Origin of the sequence: Streptomyces anulatus, from assembly GCF_000721175.1 — a bacterium.
Lineage (GTDB): Bacteria > Actinomycetota > Actinomycetes > Streptomycetales > Streptomycetaceae > Streptomyces > Streptomyces anulatus_C.
Map to the genome: position 1 here is coordinate 280,507 of NZ_JOEZ01000016.1, position 22,133 is coordinate 302,639.

18 protein-coding genes and 2 pseudogenes are annotated in these 22,133 nt (G+C 69.6%); 14 read left to right on the top strand and 6 right to left on the bottom strand.

Features of this window, described 5'->3' with window-relative positions:
- Nucleotides 1–134: 134 nt before the first annotated feature.
- The 3 genes from gntD to IG90_RS0119445 all read left to right on the top strand — a co-directional run bounded on the left by gntD (nt 135) and on the right by IG90_RS0119445 (nt 3,488).
- Entirely contained in the window at nt 135–1,223 is a 1,089-nt protein-coding gene (gntD, locus tag IG90_RS0119435; RefSeq protein ID WP_030585839.1) for a guanitoxin biosynthesis L-enduracididine beta-hydroxylase GntD, read from the top strand.
- A gap of 33 nt (nt 1,224–1,256) precedes the next feature.
- The gene (locus IG90_RS0119440; protein ID WP_030585842.1) at nt 1,257–2,027 is read left to right on the top strand and encodes an SDR family NAD(P)-dependent oxidoreductase; all 771 of its coding nucleotides are present in this window, start codon (nt 1,257–1,259) and stop codon (nt 2,025–2,027) included.
- 117 nt (nt 2,028–2,144) lie between these two features.
- A complete protein-coding gene (locus tag IG90_RS0119445; protein WP_033894396.1) occupies nt 2,145–3,488 on the top strand; it encodes a cytochrome P450 in 1,344 nt (447 codons plus the stop codon).
- On the opposite strand, the pseudogene IG90_RS42140 reads toward IG90_RS0119445, so the two are convergent.
- A pseudogene (locus tag IG90_RS42140) lies at nt 3,448–4,122 on the bottom strand (thioesterase II family protein); the annotation flags it as partial. The gene IG90_RS0119445 and the pseudogene IG90_RS42140 sit on opposite strands and share 41 nt — an antisense overlap.
- A gap of 398 nt (nt 4,123–4,520) precedes the next feature.
- Here IG90_RS42140 and IG90_RS0119455 point away from each other — a divergent pair.
- Both IG90_RS0119455 and IG90_RS0119460 read left to right on the top strand, forming a co-directional pair.
- Nucleotides 4,521–4,865, top strand: coding sequence for an acyl carrier protein (locus IG90_RS0119455; protein WP_030585846.1), 345 nt, complete (start codon nt 4,521–4,523; stop codon nt 4,863–4,865).
- Complete coding sequence (locus IG90_RS0119460) at nt 4,862–6,610, top strand: acyl-CoA dehydrogenase family protein (protein WP_030585849.1); 1,749 nt, start codon at nt 4,862–4,864, stop codon at nt 6,608–6,610. Before IG90_RS0119455 ends, IG90_RS0119460 begins: the two co-directional genes overlap by 4 nt.
- A gap of 39 nt (nt 6,611–6,649) precedes the next feature.
- Here the strand turns inward: IG90_RS0119460 and IG90_RS0119465 are convergent, their stop codons facing one another.
- Nucleotides 6,650–8,032, bottom strand: a complete 1,383-nt coding sequence (locus IG90_RS0119465; protein WP_030585851.1) for an ATP-binding protein — start codon at nt 8,030–8,032, stop codon at nt 6,650–6,652.
- A 794-nt stretch (nt 8,033–8,826) separates the two neighbouring features.
- A complete protein-coding gene (locus tag IG90_RS0119470; protein WP_030585852.1) occupies nt 8,827–9,570 on the bottom strand; it encodes a 4'-phosphopantetheinyl transferase family protein in 744 nt (247 codons plus the stop codon).
- 290 nt (nt 9,571–9,860) lie between these two features.
- Between IG90_RS0119470 and IG90_RS0119475 the strand changes: the two genes are divergently transcribed.
- The 8 genes from IG90_RS0119475 (at nt 9,861) to IG90_RS0119510 (ending at nt 18,674) form a co-directional block, all read left to right on the top strand.
- Entirely contained in the window at nt 9,861–11,249 is a 1,389-nt protein-coding gene (locus IG90_RS0119475) for an MFS transporter (protein ID WP_030585855.1), read from the top strand.
- A 39-nt stretch (nt 11,250–11,288) separates the two neighbouring features.
- Nucleotides 11,289–12,620 carry an amidase gene (locus IG90_RS0119480; protein ID WP_030585857.1) on the top strand — a complete coding sequence of 444 codons (1,332 nt, stop codon included), beginning with the start codon at nt 11,289–11,291 and terminating at the stop codon, nt 12,618–12,620.
- Between the two features lie 10 nt (nt 12,621–12,630).
- A complete protein-coding gene (locus IG90_RS0119485; RefSeq protein ID WP_078585299.1) occupies nt 12,631–13,659 on the top strand; it encodes a 3-oxoacyl-ACP synthase III family protein in 1,029 nt (342 codons plus the stop codon).
- Between the two features lie 60 nt (nt 13,660–13,719).
- Nucleotides 13,720–14,016 (top strand): hypothetical protein, encoded by a 297-nt coding sequence (locus IG90_RS0119490; RefSeq protein WP_030585861.1) that lies wholly within the window; start codon nt 13,720–13,722, stop codon nt 14,014–14,016.
- Nucleotides 14,013–15,533, top strand: a complete 1,521-nt coding sequence (locus IG90_RS0119495) for an AMP-binding protein (RefSeq protein WP_030585864.1) — start codon at nt 14,013–14,015, stop codon at nt 15,531–15,533. Before IG90_RS0119490 ends, IG90_RS0119495 begins: the two co-directional genes overlap by 4 nt.
- A gap of 282 nt (nt 15,534–15,815) precedes the next feature.
- A complete protein-coding gene (locus IG90_RS0119500; protein ID WP_106972946.1) occupies nt 15,816–16,217 on the top strand; it encodes a BlaI/MecI/CopY family transcriptional regulator in 402 nt (133 codons plus the stop codon).
- Nucleotides 16,218–16,220: 3 nt separating this feature from the next.
- The gene (locus IG90_RS0119505) at nt 16,221–17,153 is read left to right on the top strand and encodes a M56 family metallopeptidase (protein ID WP_030585867.1); all 933 of its coding nucleotides are present in this window, start codon (nt 16,221–16,223) and stop codon (nt 17,151–17,153) included.
- A 195-nt stretch (nt 17,154–17,348) separates the two neighbouring features.
- Entirely contained in the window at nt 17,349–18,674 is a 1,326-nt protein-coding gene (locus tag IG90_RS0119510; protein WP_106972953.1) for an LCP family protein, read from the top strand.
- Between the two features lie 438 nt (nt 18,675–19,112).
- On the opposite strand, the pseudogene IG90_RS42150 reads toward IG90_RS0119510, so the two are convergent.
- The 3 genes and pseudogenes from IG90_RS42150 to IG90_RS0119520 all read right to left on the bottom strand — a co-directional run.
- Nucleotides 19,113–19,421 (bottom strand): annotated as a pseudogene (locus IG90_RS42150) (tellurite resistance TerB family protein); the annotation flags it as partial.
- A 104-nt stretch (nt 19,422–19,525) separates the two neighbouring features.
- Nucleotides 19,526–20,566: a sporulation protein gene (locus tag IG90_RS0119515; RefSeq protein WP_030585871.1), complete on the bottom strand. Its 1,041-nt coding sequence runs from the start codon at nt 20,564–20,566 to the stop codon at nt 19,526–19,528.
- A gap of 86 nt (nt 20,567–20,652) precedes the next feature.
- Nucleotides 20,653–20,874: a hypothetical protein gene (locus IG90_RS0119520; protein WP_030585873.1), complete on the bottom strand. Its 222-nt coding sequence runs from the start codon at nt 20,872–20,874 to the stop codon at nt 20,653–20,655.
- 151 nt (nt 20,875–21,025) lie between these two features.
- Here IG90_RS0119520 and IG90_RS0119525 point away from each other — a divergent pair, with 151 nt between their 5' ends.
- Nucleotides 21,026–21,934 (top strand): ion transporter, encoded by a 909-nt coding sequence (locus IG90_RS0119525; RefSeq protein WP_051860140.1) that lies wholly within the window; start codon nt 21,026–21,028, stop codon nt 21,932–21,934.
- Nucleotides 21,935–22,133: the final 199 nt, after the last annotated feature.

Below are 22,133 nucleotides of genomic sequence, written 5' to 3' on the forward strand. Positions count from 1 at the left end.
GGACCACGTACGGCCGGGACCCTGCCAGGCCGGTCCGGTGCGCACCACCACGCGGCCCGGCCACCCGGCGCGGACCGCACAGGACCGGACGACGGACGACCCAGAGCGGTCACGACCAGGTGAGGACACCCGACATGACAAGCAGCACTCCGACTGTTGACGCACCCTCCCCGGACGTGACCGCGGCGGTCGGGCCGGGGGAGGACCGCGGCGACACTCCTGCCGAGTACCACCTGGACACCACCGAGATCACCCAGCTCGAGGAGGCCGCCGCACGACTTGGCGGCGCGTACGGGGTGCCCGGCCTGCCGGACTTCTACGACCAGGCCCACACGGCCGAGGAACTGCTGCCCGCCGGTCTGCGCAGGTTCCTCCTCTCCTACCGCAGGACCGAGCGGTCCGCCGCGTGCCTGGTGCACGGCTTCCCGGTGGACGACGCGCTGCTCGGACCCACACCGGAGCACTGGCGCCACGCCATCCGCTCCGACGCGGCCCGGTCCCAGGAGCTGTGGCTGGCGATGTGCGGCATGGCGCTGGGCGACCCGTTCGGCTGGGCGACCCTCCAGGAGGGGCGCATCATCCAGAACATCCTGCCGATCCGCGGCGACGAGCAGCGGCAGAGCGGCTACGGCAGCGAGAGCCTGCTGGAGTTCCACACCGAGGACGGATTTCACCCGAACCGCTGTGATTACCTCATGCTCTTCGGACTGCGCAACCCCGACCTGGTGCCGACCATCGTCGCCTCCGTCCGCGACGTCCGGCTGAGCGACCACGACCGCGCGGTGCTCGCCGAGGCCCGTTTCCGCATCATGCCGGACACCGAGCACATACGGCAGCTGGAGGCCCAGGACCCCGGCCATCCCGCGCTGGAGAAGCTGTACGGGATGATCAGCAGCGCCGAACCGACCGCCGTGCTGTCCGGCGACCGGTTCAACCCCTACCTGCGCATCGACCGGCCGTTCATGGACGTCGCACCGGGGGACACCGAGGCCGAGGGTGCGCTCGACCGGCTGATGGGTGAGCTGCACCGTGTGCAGCAGGACGTCGCCGTGGGCCCCGGCTCACTGCTCATCGTGGACAACTACCGTGCGGTGCACGGCCGCCGGTCGTTCACGGCCCGGTACGACGGCACCGACCGCTGGCTGAAGAAGCTCACCGTCAGCCGCAACCTGCGCCGCAACTTCAGCGGATACGCACTCGGCAACCACCGCGTCATCGTCTGAACCGGATCGGGCGGAAGGAGCAGGAGAAGCATCATGCGCACAGTCATCGTGTCCGGCGCGTCCAGCGGAATCGGACTCGCCACCGCCGAGCGGTTCGCCCGCTCGGGTGACCATGTGGTCAATCTCGACATCCAGGCACTCACCGGGGGCGCGGCGGACGGCCCCCGCGAGGGCGGAGGTGAGATCCGGACGGTCATGCTCGACATCGCCGACTGGACCGCCGTGGGTGAGGCCGTCGACCAGGTGCACGCCGACCGCGGCCGCCTCGACGTCGTCATCGCCAATGCGGGCATCAGCGTCCGGCACTCCATCCTCGACCTGACCGAGGCGGACGCCCGGCGCACCCTGGACGTCAATCTGATGGGCGTCCTGGCTCTGTGGCGGCACGCCGTCCCGCACATGCTGCGGGAGGGACACGGAGTGCTCCTGGCGACGGCGTCCGTCAACGGTTCGCGCGGCTACCCTCTCTACGCGGACTACAACGCCAGCAAGGCGGGCGTCGCCTCGCTGTGCCAGACCTTCGCCGTGGAGCTGAGCCCGCTGATCAGGACGGCGTGTGTCGCCCCCGGCGCCGTACTGACACCCATGCAGCGCGCCGAGTACACCGACGCGATGCTCGACGAGGTCAACGAACGCATCCCGGCCCGGCGGCACGCCCTGCCCGGGGAGATCGCGGACGTGTTCCACTTCCTGGCCTCGCCGCAGGCGTCCTTCATCTCCGGTCAGCAGTTCACCGTGGACGGCGCGGAGACAGCCGGCGCCACCACGGCGTTCTTCCCCGGCCCCACCGAGCCGATGCGCTGACCCGGACGGCGCCCAGCCGCCGGCGTCCGCCCCGCACCGTCCGCTCCAGCCCGACCCGACCCGTACCGCACCGTTCCGCTGCCGCCCGCCCGTAACCGAGTCCGAGGAAACCGCCCCATGGACACCCGCCCCGCGCTCGAGCAGGGTCCGCTCGACACCGTCGATCTCGCCGATCCGCTCCTGCACGCCCACCACGACCTGGGGCCGTTGTGGCGCCGCCTGCGGACCGAGGCGCCGGTGCACTGGCAGCCCGAGAGCAGTAGCCGTCCAGGGTTCTGGGTGATCAGCGGATACGCGGACGTCGTCTCGGTGCTCAGCGACAGCGGGAGCTTCACCTCGGAGCGGGGCAACGTGCTGGACACCCTGCTCGCCGGCGGTGACTCGGCGGCCGGGAGGATGCTGGCCGTCACGGACGGACAGCCGCACAAGGCGCTGCGCAGCGCCCTGCTGAAGCCGTTCTCGCCGCGCTCCCTCAACGTGGTGGTCGAGAGCGTGCGGCGCGGTACCCGGCGGCTGGTCGAGGAGGCGGTGGAGCGGGGCGAGGTGGACTTCGCCGCCGACGTGGCCGCGCACATCCCGCTCGCCGCCATCTGCGACCTGCTCGGCGTGCCGCCGTCCGACCGGCAGCACATCATCGAGCTCACCTCCTCCGCCCTGTCCACCGAGGACGGGCTCCCCAACGAGGAGGCGACCTGGGCGTCGCGCAACGGGCTGCTGCTCTACTTCTCGGAGCTGGCCGCCGCCCGGCACGACAAGCCGTACGACGATGTCGTCAGCCTGCTGGTGACCAAGGAGATCGACGGGCGGCCCCTCACGCACGAGGAGATCGTCTTCAACTGTTACAGCATCATCATGGGCGGCCACGAGACGACCCGCTTCTCGATGGTCGGCGGGCTCCAGGCGCTGATGGACCGGCCCGACCAGTGGCGGGCGCTCAAGTCCGGCGAGGTGACCGTGGACTCGGCGGTCGAGGAGGTACTGCGCTGGACGAGCCCTGCTCTGCACAGCGGGCGTACCGCGACCCAGGACCTCTTCCTCGGTGACCAGTTCGTCGAGGAGGGCGACATCGTCACCACCTGGCTGGCCTCCGCGAACCGCGACGGCCGGGTCTTCGCCGAGCCCGACGAGTTCGACCTGGCGCGGACCCCCAACAAGCACCTGTCGTTCGCCTACGGGCCCCACTTCTGCCTCGGTGCCTTCCTGGCCCGCGCCGAGCTGACGGCCCTCCTGGAGAGCCTGTGCGACCTGGTCGCCGAGGCCCGTCCGACAGGCCCGCCGAGTTATGTGTACTCGAACTTCCTGAGCGGTCTCTCGTCCCAGCCGGTGAGCCTCACCGGAGAGCCGGCAGCGCGTCGAGCACCGCTGACATCGTCTGCCGGGGGTGGGTGCCCGGGAACGAGTGACCGCCTGGCAGCACCCGGGTCCGGTGCTCCGCCGGGGTGTACGCGGCCCACGGCCTGACCTGCGCCACCGGGGCCACCGTGTCTTCCTCGCCCGCGAAGGTGAAGAGCGGGCAGCTCACGCCGACCGGGTGCGGAATGCGGTAGCCCTCAGCGAGGGCCAGGTCGCCCCGGACGGCCGTCAGCAGATCGCTCAGAAAGTCCGGGAAGGCCAGGAGTTCGCGCGGCAGCCCGCCGGTGCTCAGCAGCCAGGCGATCAACTCGTCGTCGGGGCGGGCCGCGATCGGCTCCCGGACCAGGGCCAGATGCGGCGCGCGGGACGCCGAGGCCAGCAGGGCACTGGGCGGCCGCAGCCCCGCCCGCTCGATCCGCAGCGTCAGCTCGTACGCCACCACGGCTCCGAAGCTGTGACCGAACAGGGCGTACGGCATGGTCAGTTCAGGCTGAAGGCCGTGGAGAAGAGCCTCGACCAGTGCGTCGAGATCGTCCGGTACGGGCTCGTCGATCCGCGAGCCGCGGCCCGGCAGCTCCACCGGCACCAGTTCCATGTGCTCGGGGACGTAAGGCCGCCAGGCACGGAAGGTGCCCGCGCCACTGCCCGCAGGCGGAAGGCATATCAGCCTCAGGCGAGGCTTCCCGACGGAGAACCGGGCACTGACCCAGTCGACTGCAGGTGTACTGTCCGCTGTGCTCATGCCGGTCAGCCTCACCGCCGCGTCCGGTTCCGGCAAGGCAGCCGGGCGGCAACTTCGGCGGAAACACTCCAGATGGAGAGGGTGCCGGGGCCGTGCGCTCTGCGTGGATCACGCACGGGTTCCGGGTTCGGATCACACCGGTCCTGCGTGCCCCGGCCCGCGCCCGCGGCGCTCGCGGCGTGCGCTTGCCGTCCGGCCTCAGCCCCCGCAGGCACGGCCGCCCCCTTGGCCCGATGGCCCCGCCGCGACGACGGACCGTGTCCACTTCCGCGGCTGCGCAAGTTGACGGAGCGTCATGAAACCTCACAGGCAGGGTGTTCGACAGAACCCCTAGTTGCCGCGCGCTTGCCGGGCCCGTTGCCTGGGCCCGGTGATCGGCGGGTCCTAGCGTCGATGTCATGACTCACACTCCTGCAGCCATCGGCAGCGAGGCCATCGCTCCCGTGGTGATCGGCATGGTCCAGGTGGTCGCGCCACGCAAGCTGGACCGGATCGACCTCGACCACCGGCTCGTCGGTGACCTCGGCTTCCACTCCTTGGTCCTCGCGGAGCTCGGCTACAACCTGGAGGATCTCTTCACCCTCCAGGCGCTGAATCCCGAGGCCGCCATGAAGCTGGAGCGGGTCAGCGACGTGATCGAGCTGGTCAGTGCCGAGGTGGCCGAGGGCCGGGCGGAGCTGCCCGACGCGGAAGCCATGAGCAGCATGTTCAGCCGCTACGGCGTCGACAGCCCCCTGGTATGAGCGGCCACGCGGTGGAGCGCCCGGTACACGCGCTGGTCGCCGATCTGGAGCGGACGCTCGGTGACCCGGCCGCGGAGGGCGGCCCGTTCAGCTTCGCCGAGATCGTGGCGCACGAGGAGAACGACAGCCTCCCGCCAGGAGCGGTGGAGCTGCTCAGATCGTGGGGCTTCAGTGGGTACCTGGTGCCCGAGGAGTTCGGCGGCCGGCTTCGGAATCTCGAAGATCTCTTCCTGCTCACCCGTACGCTCGCACGCCGGAATCTGACGCTCGCGGTGATGTTCGGCTCCGCGCTCCTAGGTGTCAACTCGGTGTGGCTGTGGGGGAACGACGAGCAGCGCGCGCGGGTAGCGGGTGCCCTCCTGGACGGAGAGCTCGCCTGCTTCGCGGTGTCCGAACCAGACCACGGCAGCGATCTCGGCACCAACGAGACCACTGCCGAGCCCGACGGCGACGACTTCCTCCTGACCGGAGAGAAGTGGCCCGTCGGCAACGCGACCCGGGGCCGCTTCGTCACCGTTTACGCGGCGATCGGCGGTTCGCGGTCCTCCCTGCTGCTCCTCGACAAGGAGCAGATGGAGAAGGGTAGTTGGACCAACCACCCGTTCGTGAGGACTGTCGGGTTGCGCGGGCACGACCTCAGCGGCATCACCTTCGACCGCACCAGGGTGCCCGCCGGCGCACTCCTCGGGCGCCCCGGTGCCGGACTGGTCGAGATCATTCAGGTGCTCCAGATCACCCGAACGGCGATCGGAGCGCTGTCCATCGGCACCATGGACTCGGTGCTGCGGATCGCTCTGCGTCACGCGCGTGAGCGGGTGCTCTACGGACAGGAGATCTACCGGCTCCCTGTCATCCGGCGGCATCTGGTCAATTCCCATGTGGACCTGCTGATCGCGGAATGCACGGCGCTGCCGGTGGCGCGTTCGCTCTCCGTCGTGCCGTCCCGGCTCAGCCTGTGGTCGTCCGTGGTCAAGTACCTCGTCCCCACCCTCGGTGAGGAGGTCGTGCAGGAAGCCGCCAGGGTTCTCGGAGCCCGGAGCTATCTGCGGGAGGGCGTGGCCTCCGGCGCCTTCCAGAAGCTCCAGCGCGACCATGCGATCGCGAGCATCTTCGAGGGGACCACGCACGTCAACCTCCACAGCATCGCCTCACAGCTTCCGGCGGTGGCGCGAGTGGCCGACCGTCCCGCCGTCGGCGGGGAAGAGGTACTGCGGCAGCTCTTCGACTGGTCCGAGGATGCCCCGCAGTGGCATCCGTCGGGCAGGGCGCTGCGGCTGACCAACGCCTGTGAGGACGAGATCACCCGGGGCTGGGGCCCGGCAGCCGCCGAGGCTCGCCGCATCGCGGAACGCGAACTCGCCGAGCCCGAGGGCGCCGCGCTCGTCAAGGTTCTCGGTGAGTTCGCCGAGCGCCGGACGGACTTCTACGGGCGGATCGCCGCCGAAGCGCCCGACGCCGCCTCCACGTACGGGCAGGATCAGGCCATCGAGCACAGCGTCCACCACGCGGCTGCCTCCTGCCTCTACACCTGGCTCTACTCCTTCGAGCGGGAGCGTGCGGCGCAGGGCGGCAGCGGATGGCTGGTGCTGGTGCTTCAGCGACTGCTGCGGAGGCTGGACCACACGACCGAGCTGGAGGAGGCCTGCCTGCCGTGGCTGGAGGAGCTGATGCTGTCGAGCCTGGACGGCCCGCAGCACTTCTCACTCGAGGCCGTCAGGTCGGCCGCCGGGTCGGCGTCGGCGTGAACGCGCCGCCGTCCCTGGCGGCGCGTCGGCAGTTCGGCGTCAGGCGCTGCCCGCGAGTGCGGGCCACTCACGGCCCCGCTCGCTGGGCCGTCCGAGGCCCGTCGAGCGCTCCTCCTGTGTGACCCAGTGCCGCACGAGGGCGTGGATCCCGTATCTGTACTGCTGCCCCCGATTGATCTGGACCAGTGAGACGTCCGCGAGTTCGGCCAGGAGATGAGCGACGCGTGTGCTTCCGTATCCGCCGCCCGCCTGGGCCGGGATCGCGTCCAGGGAGAACGTGCGGGGCAGCGAGGACAGTTCACGGAGCAGCTCGCGGTGAGGCGCGGGCAACAGGTCGTAGCTCCACCGCACGCTGTCCGACAGCGTGCGGTGCCGCGACAGGTCGCCGGCGTCGACGTGGGCGAGCAGATGGAAGAGCGTCCCGTCGTGCAGGAGGGTGGTGAGAGGGAGTGATCTGAGTCCTCGCGCGGCCACTTCTATCGCGAGTGGCATGCCGTCGAGGAGTCGGCAGAGCTGCTGCACCAGCGGCAGGCGGTTGCCGAGGTCGAGCGTCGGCAGGCTGGCCCGTACCCGGCGCAGGAACAGCTCCACCGCGCTCGGAAGCTCGGTGTCCGAGCTGTCCCGCTGGTCGCACGAAAGCGGCTCGACCTCCCAGGTCTCGGCCGCGCCGACAGCCAGGGCGCGGCGCGAGGTCACCATGATCTGAAGTCCGGGATGCTCGTCGAGGAGCTGCCGCGCGACCCGTGCCGTCTGCTGCGAGACATGCTCGGCGCTGTCCAGGACCAGGAGCCGCCGCCCGATTCCAGCACCGCCACGCGCACCGCCGTCGTCGCTGGTCAGGCGCCGTACTACACGCGTCAACTCAGCTGCTGAAGCGGCGGGTTCCAGATGCTGGGGCGGGATGTCGTGCAGTTCGGCGACGGCCACTCCGCCCTGGAACAGCGGGCGCAGCCGGGATGCCGCGGCCAGGGCGATGCGGGTCTTGCCCACGCCACCGGGTCCGGTGAGAACGATCAGCCGACTGCGCTGCGCGGCCGAGAGGACGTGCCCCAAGTCGGCCTGGCGGCCCACCAAGGCGTCCCCCAAGGGCCGGGGGCCCTGCCACGGCGGGAGCGCTGTCGTGTCGGAGTGGGGGTCTGGAGGCTGCCCGAGCGCCGGCCGTCGCCCGCTGACCCAGGGCGCCGGCTCGGAGAACGCGGTGGCGGTTGCGCCGAGCGCGGTGAGCAGCAGGTTCACGGAGGTCCGACGTGGATTGGTGTTGGAGCCGGTTTCCAGATTGCGGATGGTCCGGACACTGACGCCGGAGCGGTCGGAGAGCTCCTCCTGCGTCCAGCCGGATAGTCTGCGTTGATTGAGAAGGAAGTCGCGGAGTTGATGAATGTCTGTTCTGTCGAAAGTGTAGAGTTCTTTCAAAATCGGCATATAAAGCCCCCGTTAATGATTAACAGTGTCAGTCGGGCGCATCCGCGCGATGCGAAATCCCGGTCGCCGCATTCCTTATGAGGGCGGTGGTACCGACAGGCGAGCGGTGGCGCTTGTGGCACCAGGAGTTCGCGTGTGCGCTGACGAGCGGCTTCAGTGAAGCCTCTCCGTATAATTATGGAGGACCCTACTCGAAAACTTCATCCGAGTGGGAGTTGTGAAGGTGGCAGAAAATTGGGCTGAGCGCCATGGCTCGGACCGCTCCGGTTTCGGTCGGCTTTGACTCGCCGGCAGGTCCGAGGGGCGTCGGCGTACGTGCTGAATTCATCAGCATGTACCTGTTCGTTCCTTGCGGAGCGAGTGCGAGTGGAGGTACGGCGCGGCATGGACCTGCTTGCCCGTGTCGCATGCGCAGCCCTCTTCGAAGAGGCGGGAAACCAGCGTTCGAGGTGTCCTGCACTGATCGGTCGCCTTTCATGTCTGGTTCACGGCCAGTACCTCAGCTGCGAGGTGGGCCGCGGTCCCACGAGCCCGGGAGGCGGTCGACGGTTTCGGGCGTCGGATCGGATTCGACGAGACATCCCTTCTCCCGGCGGATCCCCGTCATGTCGTGCTTCCGGGTGCCCGGACAGGAAACGCCGTACTGTCCCGAGCCCGATCGACGCCGCCGGTCCCGGAGGGGCATCGGTCAAGTCGACGAACGCTCATGACGGCTTGAAAGTACCGCATCGATTTACTCTCGGACAGGCAAGATTGGCTTAAAAAATCATTGCCGGATGATGAAGCTCACGTGCTCACCTGGTCGATTGCTTCCAATTATCCCAATTTTTCCCTGCTTTCGGTGTCAAACCGTCCAGGTGGTCATTGGGTGCGCAGCTGGCTGAAAGTGCCACCACGGACAGGAGGAGGCTGGAACATGCCGTCCAGCGCCCTGTGAGTCCTGCTGGGTCGGGGGACGAAATGGGCTTTTCGGGCGTCGGGGGAATGATGTGGAACGTGCCGTCGGGCCGCAGCCGAACGGTGAAGTCCCGAAAGCCGAAACGGGTTCCCGTCCATGGCGAGAACGCCTTGTAGGAAGCCTCTTTGGCGCAGAAGAGCAGACGGTCCAGTGGCAGGGCGACAGCCGAGGGAAAGTCCTGCCGGAGCCAGCGCGCCTCGACGTCCGTGACGATTCGCTCCGCCATGAAGCGGGGGAGGGGCTCCCGCGGCTCCGCGTCGATGCCCAGAGCGGCGAAGTCCTCGGTCAGCGCGACAGCGGCCGCGCGGTAGTTCCGGCAATGGGTCATGCTCCCCACGACCCCGGCAGGCCAGCCGGGTGCGCCCAGGGGGCCGGGCACCAAGGGCGCCGGGGCCACCCCGAGGACGGTCAGCGCCGCACGGGCGCACCCGCGCACCGTGGTGAACTCCCTGCGCCGCTCATCGAGCACCCCGTCCACCACCGCCTGTTCGGTGGCGAAGAGGGTGATGGCGGAGTCCGGGCCGTCGTCGTCGAACGCCTCCCGCGCCCGCACCCCGGCGGGCACCACCTCAGCGATCACGCCTCGCCTCCTCCTGGTGAACAACGGGTTGCGTGGGCGTCGCGATTCTTCCGGCCGCGGTGCGCCGGGCCGGCCGCCGAGGGCTGATCCGATGACGCGGTGGGCCGGATCCGCGCCGGGACCATCGAGGTGTACGACCGTAGTCCGGGTCGATCGAGCGGCAATTCCCGCCCCGCGAGTTGCCGGTGCGCTGCCTGGCCCGGCCCGTTCCCCATCGGCCAGCATGCATCGGAGAGTCGGCGGCACACGCCCGGACAAGCGTGGAGACAAAGGACAGAGGACGACTAGCCATGGCGCAGGCGCGTCCCGAAGAGACCGAGCCGGCTTCGGTCGGCCCCCCGTCGCTGTGGCGGGACCGCGACTACATGTACTGGTGGTCGGGGAACGGCCTGTCGACGCTGGGCACCAGCGTGTCGACGCTCGCCTTCCCCCTGCTCGTCCTCCACCTGACCGGATCCGCCGCCCAGGCCGGCGTCATCACCGTCCTGCACATGGTCGGCAAGCTGGCCACCCTCGCGGTGGGCGGGGCGCTGGCGGACCGGGTGTCCCGCCGCGCCATCCTGTGTCTCGTACCGCTGGTCCAGGCAGTGTCGATGGGCGTCGTGGCCCTCCTGGTGTACAGGGGCGACCCCTCGATCACCCCGATCGGCGCGATGGCCCTGCTCAGTGGTCTGGCGGCCGGACTGCGGGTCGGCGTCTCGATGCCGGTTCTCCGCAGGATCGTACCCAAGGAGCAGGTCGCGACCGCGACGGCCCAAGGGATGGGCCGGGACATGGTCGCCCAGTTGATCGGCGCTCCGCTCGGTGGCCTGCTGTACTCGATGGGCCGCTGGATCCCGTTCCTCTTCGACGCGGTCTCCTTCCTCTTCGTCACCCTGGGCTCCCTGCTGATCCGCCGGCCCCTCGGCCCGGACCGGCACCCCGACGACGGGCCGCGGGCCAGCCTGGCCAAGGACGTGGGCGACGGCCTGCGCATGATCAGGCGCAGCGACTACCTGGTGTTCACGCTCATCTGGGGCGCCGTACTCAACGCCGTCGCCGAGGGTTTCATCCTGCTTTTCGTGGTGCTGGTACAGCACCGGGGAGGCGGGCCCACGGCGGTCGGTCTCGCCACCTCGCTCGCGGTCACCGGCGGTGTCATCGGAGCGGTCCTCGGCCCGCTGCTGATGGGCAAGCTGGGCGCACGGCGGGTCCTGATCATCTCCGCGTGGGTCTTCATGGCCTCGTTCGCCGTGGTGGTGACGGTCTCCCAGCCGTGGCAGATCGGCCTGGTCGTGATGGCCGGCATGGTCAGCATGGTGCCGATGAACGTCGTGACCGAGTCGTACGAGGTCCGGCTGGTCCCGGACCAGTACCAGGGCAGGGTCGCGGCGACCAGCCGCTTCTTCATCCAAGGGGTCCAGTGGATCGGCCCCTTGGGAGCGGGCATCCTCGCCGACGCGGCGGGCGTGGAGCGGGCCATCCTGGTGCTGGCGGCGGCCATGGCCCTGCTGGCGATCACCCTGCACGCGGCGCGGCGGTATCTGAAGGTGCTCGACATCCCGCTGGCCGACGTGGAGGAACTTCCCCCGCCGGGGGCCGTGCCCACCGGCGAGGAGAGTGGGCCGGCGGCCCCTCCGGAGGAGGACCTCACCCCGGCGACCGGGAGCAAGACGCTCGGCGACACACAGCAGCGATGACGGGCCTCGGCCCGCCGACCGGAACATATGAAGGAAACCATGGAAGATCTTGTTCAGCCCACATCACTGACGGACGCCGCCGAGAGCCTGCGGACAGGTGCCGTCGAGCCGCAGAAGTACGCGGCCAGGACCATCGAGCGCATCGCCGAGGTGGATGGCACCGTCCAGTCCTTCGTGGCGGAGCCCGGCCGGGCGGACCGGTTGGCCCACGCGGCCCAGGAAGCCGCCGCCCAGAGCGGGACCGAGCCGGGAGACCGGCCTCCGCTGTACGGCGTTCCGGTCGGGATCAAGGACATCATCCACGTCGAGGGGCTGCCCACCGGGGCGGGTTCGGCGCTGCCGCCCGAGGCCCTGGCAGGAGCACAGGCCACCGTCGTGGACCGGCTGCTCAAGGCCGGGGCGCTGATCGCGGGGAAGACGGTGACGGGCGAGTTCGCCGTCACGGCGCCGGGGCCCACCCGTAATCCGCACCGGCTGGAGCACACACCGGGCGGAACGAGCAGCGGCTCCGCCGCGGCCGTCGCCGCGGGTCTGGTGCCGCTCGCCATCGGCACCCAGACCATCGGGTCGCTCATCCGCCCCGCCGCGTACTGCGGAGTGGTCGGCTTCAAGCCCAGCCACGGACGCATTCCGCTGGACGGTGTCCTCCCCGTCGCCCCGACCTTCGACACCGTCGGCATCATCACCGCCCAGGTCGCCGACGTCGCACTGGCGGCGAGCTGTCTGTGCGACGACTGGCGGCCCGACCGGGCGCAACCCGGCCGGCCGGTGCTCGGCATCCCGGAGGGTCCGTACATGGGCTTCGCCGAGCCGGAGGCCCGTAGTGCGTTCGACGAGCAGGTGGCCGCGCTGCGCACGGCGGGCTACGACGTGGTGAGCGTCCCCATGTTCGAGAACTTCGAACAAGAGGTCTTCGACTTCTTCGTCATCAACCTCTACGAGCTGTCCCAGGCCCACGCCGACTGGTTCGCGCGCTACGAGGAGCTCTACGACGAGCGCACCGCCGAGGCCATCCGCCAGGGCCAGGGCGCCCAGGCGTCCGACCACGCGGACTCGCTGGCGCGACGCGAGGCGTTCCGTGACCGGCTGGCCGCGTCCACGGCCGAGCACGGCGTCGACCTGTGGATCACCCCCGCCGCCACCGGACCGGCACCGCTCGGCCTGGAGAGCGCCGGAGACTCGGTGATGTCCCTGCCGTGGAGCGGCGTGGGCCTCCCGTGCATCACCATCCCCACCGCCCGGCCCGTGGGCGCCCTGCCGCTCGGCTTCCAGTGCGTCGGCCGTGACGGCGATGACGAGCGCCTGCTGCACTGGGCCCTCGACCTCGAAGCAGTCCTCACCGAGCGGGGAACCGATACCCGTGAGGCCTGAAGGACGACGAGTGGAGACTCCGGTGGAGATGGGCATCGTCGCGACCGGTACCGCGTTCGGCACTCCACGCGATGTGGCCGGGACCGCGGGCGAGTACCTTCCCGACCCCGAGGCTGTCACCAAGCTGGGCTACGAGGGCTATCACCGGGTGGCCGACGGTGTGACCGCGGTCGACCTGGCGGCCGAGGCGTCCCGCGCCGCCCTGGAGAACGCCGGCCTCGGCATCGAGGACGTGGACCTGATCGTCCTCGGCCACTCCGACATCCCCCAGTACCTGGGATGGGACCCCTCGGCGGCGGTGGCCAGGGCGCTCGGCGCCCATGGCACCCCCACCGTGCTGTTCACCCAGTCCTGTGCCGCGTGGTCGCCGGCCCTCGACCACGCGGCGGGTGCGATGGCGCTCTCGCCCGACACGGGCACCGTACTGGTGGCCATGGTCAACGTGGTCAGCGAGACGCACACCAACCGGATGGACTTCAACGGCACCATCGCCAGTGACGGAGCCGCCGCCGCCGTCCTGCGGCGTGGGCATCCACGCTTCCGCCGGCTCTCCTCCGCGAGCTTCACCAATCCCGAGTTCGCGGATCTGTTCCGTATCGAGGTCGGCGGTTCCGCCCACCCCGTACCGCCCCCGGGCCGGACCCACCGGGACGTGGACCCGATGCTCGCGGTCTACGAACACTTCGGCGAGGACCCCGAGCGCTTCGGGCGGTTCATCGGGGAGGTCGTCGGGCGGTTCGCCGACGTGGTCGATCAGGCTCTGGCGCGGGCCGGCCGGGACCGGAGCGAACTGGCCCGGCTCATCTACTTCAACGACAGCCAACGGGCGATCCACGGCGCCGCCGACGCGATCGGCATCCACGTCGACCGCACCAACGCCGGACTCGCCCGCCGGCTGGGGCACATGGGCGCTGCCGATCAACTGGTCTCCCTCCACCTGCACGCAGAGGCCGGAGAGCTGGTCCCGGGGGACCTCGTTGCCCTCGCGGGTGTCGCCTCCCCCGGCATGCACTGGTTCTGCACGCTCGTCGAGGTGTGAGACCGAACATTGAGACAAGGCGGTGCTCCCCATGTCACGGCCCCAGGATGGGAGACAACAATGACCACCGAGTCCCGGATCGAACCGAAGGCAGTGTTCAGGATCTCCGAGGATGAGATCGCCCAATTCGTAGTCGAGCGCTTTCTTCCCGGCGTCGAGTCGTCCGAACTCGAGCATGATTACGACCTGTTGGCGACCGGAGTGATCGACAGTCTCGGGGTGCTGCACATCGCGAGCTGGCTGGGGAAGCAGCACGGCATCACCCTGACCGGCCCTGAGCTGACAGCCGGTAACTTCCGTTCCGTGCGGACCATCCGGGCGACGGCCGAGCGGGCGGAAGCGGGTGGCGCGGCATGACCCGCTCGCTCGTGGCGTCGTTCACGGCTCGCGCGGCCGCCCACCCCGGCGCACCCGCGCTCATCTGGGAGGACCGGTCCGTCAGTTACGGCGATCTGTACGCCATGGCCTCCAGGGCACGCACCCAGGTCGAGGAGGCGGCGCCGGACGCCGGCCGTCCCGTCGGTCTGCTGGTACGCAAGTCCCCGGAAGCCGTGGCCCTGGTGCTCGGCTGCCTGATGGCCGGCCGGACTTTCCTGCTGCCCTCGCACGAGCTGCCCGAAGCACCCCTGAAAGCCCTCTACCAGCAGGCGGGATGCGCGGTGGTGCTCGGCCTCGCCGACGCTCCACCCGTCGACCGGGTGGTGGATCCAGCCGGGGCTCCCAGGGGCTGCGAGGAGTACCCCCCCGCCGCGGTCGTCGACGACGAAGCCGTGACCTTCATGCTCACCACGTCCGGCTCGACCGGCCTGCCCAAGGTCGTTCCGCTGTCGTCCGGGGCGGTCGGCCGTTTCACCGACTGGGCGGCCGAGACCTTCGGGATCACGACCGGCGTCGCTGTCCTCAACTACGCGCCCCTCAACTTCGATCTCTGCATGCTGGACGTGTGGACGACGCTGGCGTACGGCGGGACCGTCGTGCTGGTCGACCCGGGCAGGGGCGCCTCGGCCGGCTATCTGCGTGATCTGGTCGCCGATCACGCGGTGTCCGTGGTCCAGGGCGTGCCGATGCTCTTCCAGCTGCTCGCGGAGGCGACAGCGGAAAGCGGTCCTCTCGACACGCCCGAGCACGTCATCTTCGCCGGTGACAGCATGCCCGCTCGTGTGCTGGCCGGGGTGTCCACCACCTTCTCCAAGGCACGCTGGTACAACAACTACGGCTGTACCGAGACGAACAACAGCTTCCTCCACGAAGTGGACCAGGACCGGCCCCTCCGCACCCCACTGCCGATCGGCCGGCCGCTGGCCGGTGTGCGCTGGCTGATCACCGGCCAGGACGGCCGGGCGTTGACCGGTCCCGGTCAGGGCGAGCTCTTGGTCAGCACCCCTTTCCAGAGCGCGGGATACGTGAACGCGCCCAACGAGAAGACCTTCGCCCCGCACCCCGACGGTGCACCCGGCCTCGTCTACTACCGCACCGGCGACATGGTCACCCTGCACGAGGACGGCGCCCTGAGCGTGATCGGCCGGGCCGACTACCTGGTGAAGGTGCGTGGTTTCCAGGTCAGTACCCAGAGTGTGGAGCAGATCCTCCTGGACCATCCCGCCGTCGCCGAGGCCGCCGTCATCGCCCTCCCCGATCCGGTCGCCGGTCATCGCCTGCACGCCCGCCTCCGGCTGACCGAGGCGGGAAGCGTGAACAGCCTCTCGCTGCGCCGGCATTGCTCGGAGCGCACGGTACGCGCGGCGATCCCCAGCGTGATCGAGATGGTGACGGACCCGCTGCCCAGAACCTCCACCGGCAAAGTCGACCGTAACCGGATCAAGGCCTGCGTTCTCGCAGCCGAGGAGGGTCCGACCCGGACACCGCAGCCCTGAGGGGCCGTGGTTCAAGCGATCAGCCGGCCTGGTGGCCGATCTGATGTCCCTCGCGTCGCAAGGCGCTCGCAGCCGGCACCCGGTGTCCGCTGTGTGGCGTGCGGGCGGTCGTGCGTCCTCCTGGACCCGTGTGGTGCGAGGGCCGCCCTCGGGCAGGTCCTCGCTCGGCACAGGACGCGGATGGTGCTGACACGTCAGCCGGGCCGGCGTGGGGTGGCCAGTACGATGCCTCCTCGACGCTCGTACCGGTTCGGGGCGGCGGAACGGAGAGGAGGCCGCGCCATGGCTGACGGCATGGAGAGAACGGGTCCCGATGGACGCGGGCGCAGGCGCCAGGGCGAACTTGAGATGCAGGTGCTGTCGTCGCTCGGCTCGGCACCGGGCCCGGTCACTGCCGCGTGGGTCCAGGAACAGCTCGGCGGCGATCTGGCGTACACCACGGTCATTACGATTCTGACCAGGCTGTACGCGAAGAAGGCGGTGGCCCGTACCAGGGCCGGCCGGTCCTTCGAGTGGACGCCGGTGGCGGACGGGGCCGGTCTGGTGGCCATGCGCATGCGCAAGCTGCTCGACAACCAGAAGGACCGCGATGCGGTGCTCTCCAGTTTCGTGTCGTCCCTGTCCTCACACGACGAGCAGCTCCTGCGTTCCCTCCTCAACGAAGCTGATGATCCGGAGCGTTGACCGATGGGTGTCTTCGTCTTCCTGCCCCTGATCCTGCCGCTGACCGCGCTGCCGATCGCACGGCTGGCCGAACAGTATCTGCATCCGCGCATCGTGGCGTTGCTGCTGACCTGGGTGGGGGCGATCCTCGCCGCGTGCAGCACGTTGTGCCTCGGGCTCCTGGTCGTGGTCGGAACGGCGCAGTTACCCGGCAACCCGCTGCCCGACAGCTGGTCCGATCCAGAGGTGCGAGAGGCGGTTCCGTACGACGAGGTGGCCGGAAAGGCGTCCATCGGAGCTCTCGCCCTCGTGGTCGCGGCGTGCGCGCTGGCGCTGCGACGGCACTACGGTTTCCGTGCCCGAGCCCACCGCACGCTGGCCGCTCATGCCGGCGCTTCGCAGGTCGCCGTACTCGCCGATGAGGTGCCGTACGCGTACGCGCTGCCGGGATCTCCGGGCCGGATCCTGGTTTCCACCGGCATGCTCTCCGGCCTGAACCAGGCAGAGCGCCGCGCGCTGCTCGCCCATGAGCGCGCCCATCTCGCCGGCCGGCACCACCGCCTTCTGATCACGGTGCAGCTCGCAGGCTGCGCGAACCCGCTGCTGCGCCCGTTCCGTGCGGCGGTGGAGTACAGCACGGAGCGCTGGGCCGACGAGGAAGCCGCCCGGGTCACCGGGGACCGCCGGACCGTGGCACGAGCCGTCGGCAAGGCCGCACTGATCTCCCAGCGCGCGGTGGTACCCGGCTTGGCCGCCTTCGCCGGGGCCGGTCCGGTACCGCGGCGCGTTGCCGCACTGCTGGGGCCGGTTCCGCCGGCCGGTGGCCGGCCGCCGGCACTGACCGCGGCCGGAATCGCCGCCATCGTCGCCGCAGCCGGAACGGCCGCGTCGACCCTGTCCGCGCTCAACGCGGCGATCGCCTTGTTCTTCGTCCTGCAAGCCGCCACCTACGGGTAGCCCGAGGCATCCCCGACCACACACTCCCCACCTCTACGCGACTGTAGAGTTCACGCGCCGCGTGGAGCGGCGGTTGCAGACGAACGAGCGCGAAGGGCCGGAGGGCATCAGGTGGGTACGCAGGACCGGAGGCGACGCGGTCGCCGGGGACAGCCGACGCGGCGACGCCGCAGGGTGGAAGCGGGGACCGCCCGGCTGACCCGACGCGGACGAATAGCGCTGTGGGCCGGAGGCGCGCTGGCTGTCCTCACGCTGGTGACCGCCGGAGTGGGGGCCTGGGTCTACCAGGGGCTGGACGGGAACATCAAGTCCGCGGACGTCGACAACAAGCTGGGCGGCGACAGGCCGGTCAACCTGAGTCCGGGCTCGAAGAACATCCTGGTGGTGGGCTCCGACTCGCGTGACGGCAAGAACGCGAAGTACGGCAAAGGCCTGGTCACCATGCAGTCGGACACCCTGATGGTCCTGCATCTGTCCGCGGACAGGCGATGGGCCACGGTCGTCTCCCTGCCGCGGGACTCCTGGGTGAGGGTTCCGGCCTGTGACCGGGGCGACGGGGTGCTCTCCACGCCGAGCCATTCCAAGATCAACGCGGCTTATGCCATCGGTGGTACGAACGGCGACGTCTCGGGAGCCGCCGCCTGCACGACCAAGACGGTGGAGCAGTCCACCGGCCTGCGTATCGACCACTTCATGTCCGTCGACTTCCAGGGCTTCAAGGGCATGGTCAACGCTCTCGACGGTATCGAGGTCTGCCCCGAGACGGCGATCCGCGACGAGAAGGCACACCTCGACATGGAGGCGGGATGTCAGACCGTCAAGGACGAGAACGCTCTCGGATACGTCCGCACCCGCTACAGCGTGGGGGACGGCTCGGACCTCGGGCGCATCGGCCGGCAGCAGGAGTTCATGAAAGCCCTCGCCGCGAAGGCGCAGCAGAAGCTCACCGACCCGGCCGCTCTGTACGACTTCCTGGACTCGGCGACCAGGTCCCTGACCACGGACGAGAAGCTGGCGGGTATCAAGCCGCTGACGGGTCTGGCGAACGACATCAAGAGCATCCCGAGCGACCGGCTGACCTTCCTGACCGTGCCCAATTACGGACGCGAGGCGGACGTTCCCTCCGACAAGGCCAACGTGGTCTGGCAGTACCCGCAGGCCGCCGATCTCTTCGCCTCGATGGCCAGGGACCAGGAGGTCGACAAGGAGAAGGTGGCCGCAGACTCCGAGGATCCGGTGTACGCGGCCACGGTACGCGTGCAAGTCCTCAACGGCAGCGGGGTGCCCGGTCAGGCCGCGAAGGTCGCCGAAACGCTGAGGGCGGCGGGCTACACCATCACCGGCACGGGCAATGCGCCCGACTCCGCGGAGAAGACTACGGTCGTCCACCCGGAGGGCCTCGAAAAGCAGGCCGGGGTGCTCGCCTCCCGGCTGCCCGGTGTCGCCATGAAGCCTGACGTGGACGCCACAGCCGGTGCCGTCACTCTCGTCGTGGGTGCGGACTTCACCGGCATCCGCTGACGCGATCTGTCGGCCGGGAAGGCGGAACGGGCCTGCGGCTGAGTGCCGCAGGCCCGTCCCCTCTCCACGCCTGGTGCGGCATGTCCGCGCCGGGACGTGACACGTTCGAGCGCGGGGACGCCGACGACGGCGAGGCCGATCTGGACCGGCCAATCGGTCCGGTCGATGCCCTGGGAGTCCGCGACACCCGGCCCGGCCCCGATGGTGGTGCTCAGGAAGGCCGCGGCGACACCGACGAGGATGGCCACAGGGTGTCGAGGTGCTGCCGTACCGGCTCCTCCGGGTACTTCGTGTCGAGGTGTGCGCCCCGTTCGCTAGTGCCGCGTCAGCCAAGGTTCGCCCTGTCGCGACGCCCGGCACGCACTCTCGCCGCACCGGCCGAAAGCCCGAGTACGTCCAGTACGAGGGCTTCCGGCCGGCCCGCCGAGAGCACGCACCTGACTTGGCGATCTCCTGAAGGACGCTGACCTTGCCGAAGGCGAAGTCGGCGGTCAGTTTGTTCAGGTTGTCGTCGAAGCGGCGCTGAAGGTCGTCCGCGGCGAAGTTCTGCAGCACGTCGTTGGTGGCGATGAGCTGGGCCACCCGCTGCCGTTCGGCCGGGTCGATGGTGCCGTCGGCTGCGGCGACCAGGGCGCACATCGCCATGCTCGCATCGCGGAAGGAGCCGCTCTTGAGGTCGTTCTTCTTCGCCATGAGCTGCGTCTGCATCGTTGACGCGGACTCCTTGAAGCGATCCCACAGGGCCATAAGAACTCCATATGCGTCAGGAGGCGTCCGGGCCGGAAGGGGGGCCGATCCGGACACCCACATTCTTCTACAGTCGTGTAGAAACTATCAGGAGGGCGGGCGCTTCAGTCCTCTTCACCCTCTTCGTCGTCTCCTTCGAAGAAGTCGCCTACCTCGTCGACGACTTCGGCTGCCACCATGCCGCCGACGACGCCGACGGCGAGCCCTGCCGCGCCGGCGGCTACCACGGTGCCCATGCCGGGTCCGGAGCGGTGGTGACTGTCGCCGTGGTGATGCTCGTCGTGGCCGTGGCCGTGGCCGTGGCCGTGGCCGTGGCCGTGGCCGTGGCCGTAGCCGTGGCCGTGATCGTGTGGGGCGTGGGCCCCATGGGCCCCGTGTCCGGCGGCCAGTTGGCGTACCCAGCCGTCGACCTCGGTGTTCCAGTCGCGCTGATCGGCGCCCTGGTGGCTGACCGTGAAGCGGTTGACGGCGTCGTGACCGGAGGAGAAGAGCCCGCCGGGCTTGTCGGCCTCCAGGACTACCTCCATGCCGCCCGGGTTGGCCAGGAAGGTCACCTCGATCTCCCGCATGGCGTGCGCATACTGGGGAGCCGGTGTGAGCTCGACTTCCTGGTAGAAGGGCAGTTGCTGGCCGGTGCCGCCGATGTGTCCGTACTCCAGGTCTGCCGACTTGAAGCCGAAGCCGAGCTGCCCGAACGCCTCCAGGACTGCCTCCTGCGCGGGCAGCGGCCGGACGGTCAGCGGGTCCAGATCACCCTTGTCCTTGCCGCCCGCCACCGCCAGTTCGGTTCTCAGGCCCAGCACGACGCCGAGCGACTGGCCGTGAAGCTCGGTGACCGGGGTCTCCCATGGCACCGTCACCGCGAACGGGATGGTTCGACGCTCGCCCTCGGTGAGCCGGAAGCCGCCGCCGACAGTGAAGCGCTCGAAGGGGACCGTCCCTTCGGCTTCGCCGTCCTCGTGTTCCGCCTCGACCCGGGCGACGAGCTCCAGGGTGATCTGCTCGATGTCGAAGTCGGCTTTCCCGCCGACGAGATGGAGCTGTCCGTGCAGCGTCCCGCCGGGCTGGACCGGGCCGCCTTCCAGAACCGTGTCCACGGTGGGGCCGCCTACGCCGAGTGACCCGAGCAGCTTCTTGAACACCATCGTGGCGTTCTCTCCTTCAGATGTACGTGGAGGTTCGGGGCGGTGGGCTGCCGCACTCCCGCGGCGTGGCAGCCCACCGATCGTGCTTACTTGGCCGCCGCGTCCAGTGCCGCCAGGGCCTGCGCCCAACGGGCGTACTTCAGCTCGGCGAGGTCGCGGACGGTCTTGACGCCGAACGCCTCCTGCAGCAGCTCGCCGTCACGGTCCGAGACGCCCTTCAGGGCGCCGACGGGAGCAGCGAGTATCTCCGGCAGGCTCTTGTCCGCCCATGCCTTGTCCAGCACCTTGTCCAGGTCGATCGACGCCATGAAGTCCTCCTCGGAAGTGGATGATTGGAAAGTCCGGCTCGCAATATCTACACGCATGTAGAAGCATAGAGGGCGGTCGCCCCCCTCCGGCCGCATACCGCTGCGGCTCACGGGAAATGTCCGAAACAGGTCTGTGAGGAAACGAAAAACCATGTCCGAACGGACGGTTGCGTATCTGCGGTGCGGGCTCGCGTACCGCAGTCGCCGCATCGTGGACTCCAGCGCCTTCTCCAGCGCCGTGTTCTGTCTCATCGCGGCCAACGCCGTCCTGCTCGGAATCGAGACGTACAGCGGTGTCGTGCATCAATGGCACGGCGCCCTCAAGGCCGCGGAGTACTTCTTCCTCGCCGCCTTCACTGCCGAGATACTGCTGCGGGCAGCCGCCCACGCCGACCGCCCCGGGGACTTCTTCCGTGACCCCTGGAACGTGTTCGACCTGCTCGTCGTGGCCCTGGCCTTCATGCCGTTCGCCCGTGAGAACGCCACCGTACTGCGGCTCCTGCGCCTGGCGCGGGTACTGCGTGCGGCGCGTTTCCTGCCGCAGCTGCGGATCGTGATCGTCGCCGTCGGCAAGAGCCTGCCGGGCACCCTGAGCTTCGCCCTCGTCGGGGCGCTCCTGCTGTACGTGTACGCCATGGTCGGCTGGGTGTTCTTCGCCGACGAGGACCCCGAGCACTACGGGTCACTCGGCCGCGCGGCCCTCACGCTCTTCCTCCTCATGACCCTCGACGGATTGGGTGACGCCGTACGCGGCGGCCTGGAGATCTCCCGCTGGACCGTCTTCTACTTCGGCTCGTTCGTTCTGCTCGGCTCGTTCGTGCTGGTCAACCTCCTCATCGGCGTCGTCATCAATTCCCTGGAGGAAGCCCGGGAGCTGGAGAAGGAGCGGGAGGGGGGCGTGCCGGGGCGGCAGCCGCGAGTGGACGACCCGGCGGAAGCTCTGCGGGCACAGCTCGCCGCAGCACGCCAGGCCCTTGACGACGTGGAATCCGGCCTGGCGGCCCCCCCGGGGCCCTGCACGTGCCAGGGCGTCGGGCAGGCGGCGCGGACGGGAGGGTGAAGCGCTCCGGGGCGCGGCAAGGTACTCCGGTGCGGATCCATCCAGCATTCACTTTACTATCCCTTTACTATGGGGTTCGGGACACTGGTTCCTCCGCAGTTCACCGAAGCGAGCAGAGAAGGAGTGAGCGACCCGTCATGGGCGAGCCTCCCAGTACGAACCGTGCCACCGCCTGCGCACACCACGTGAGCCGGGAAGC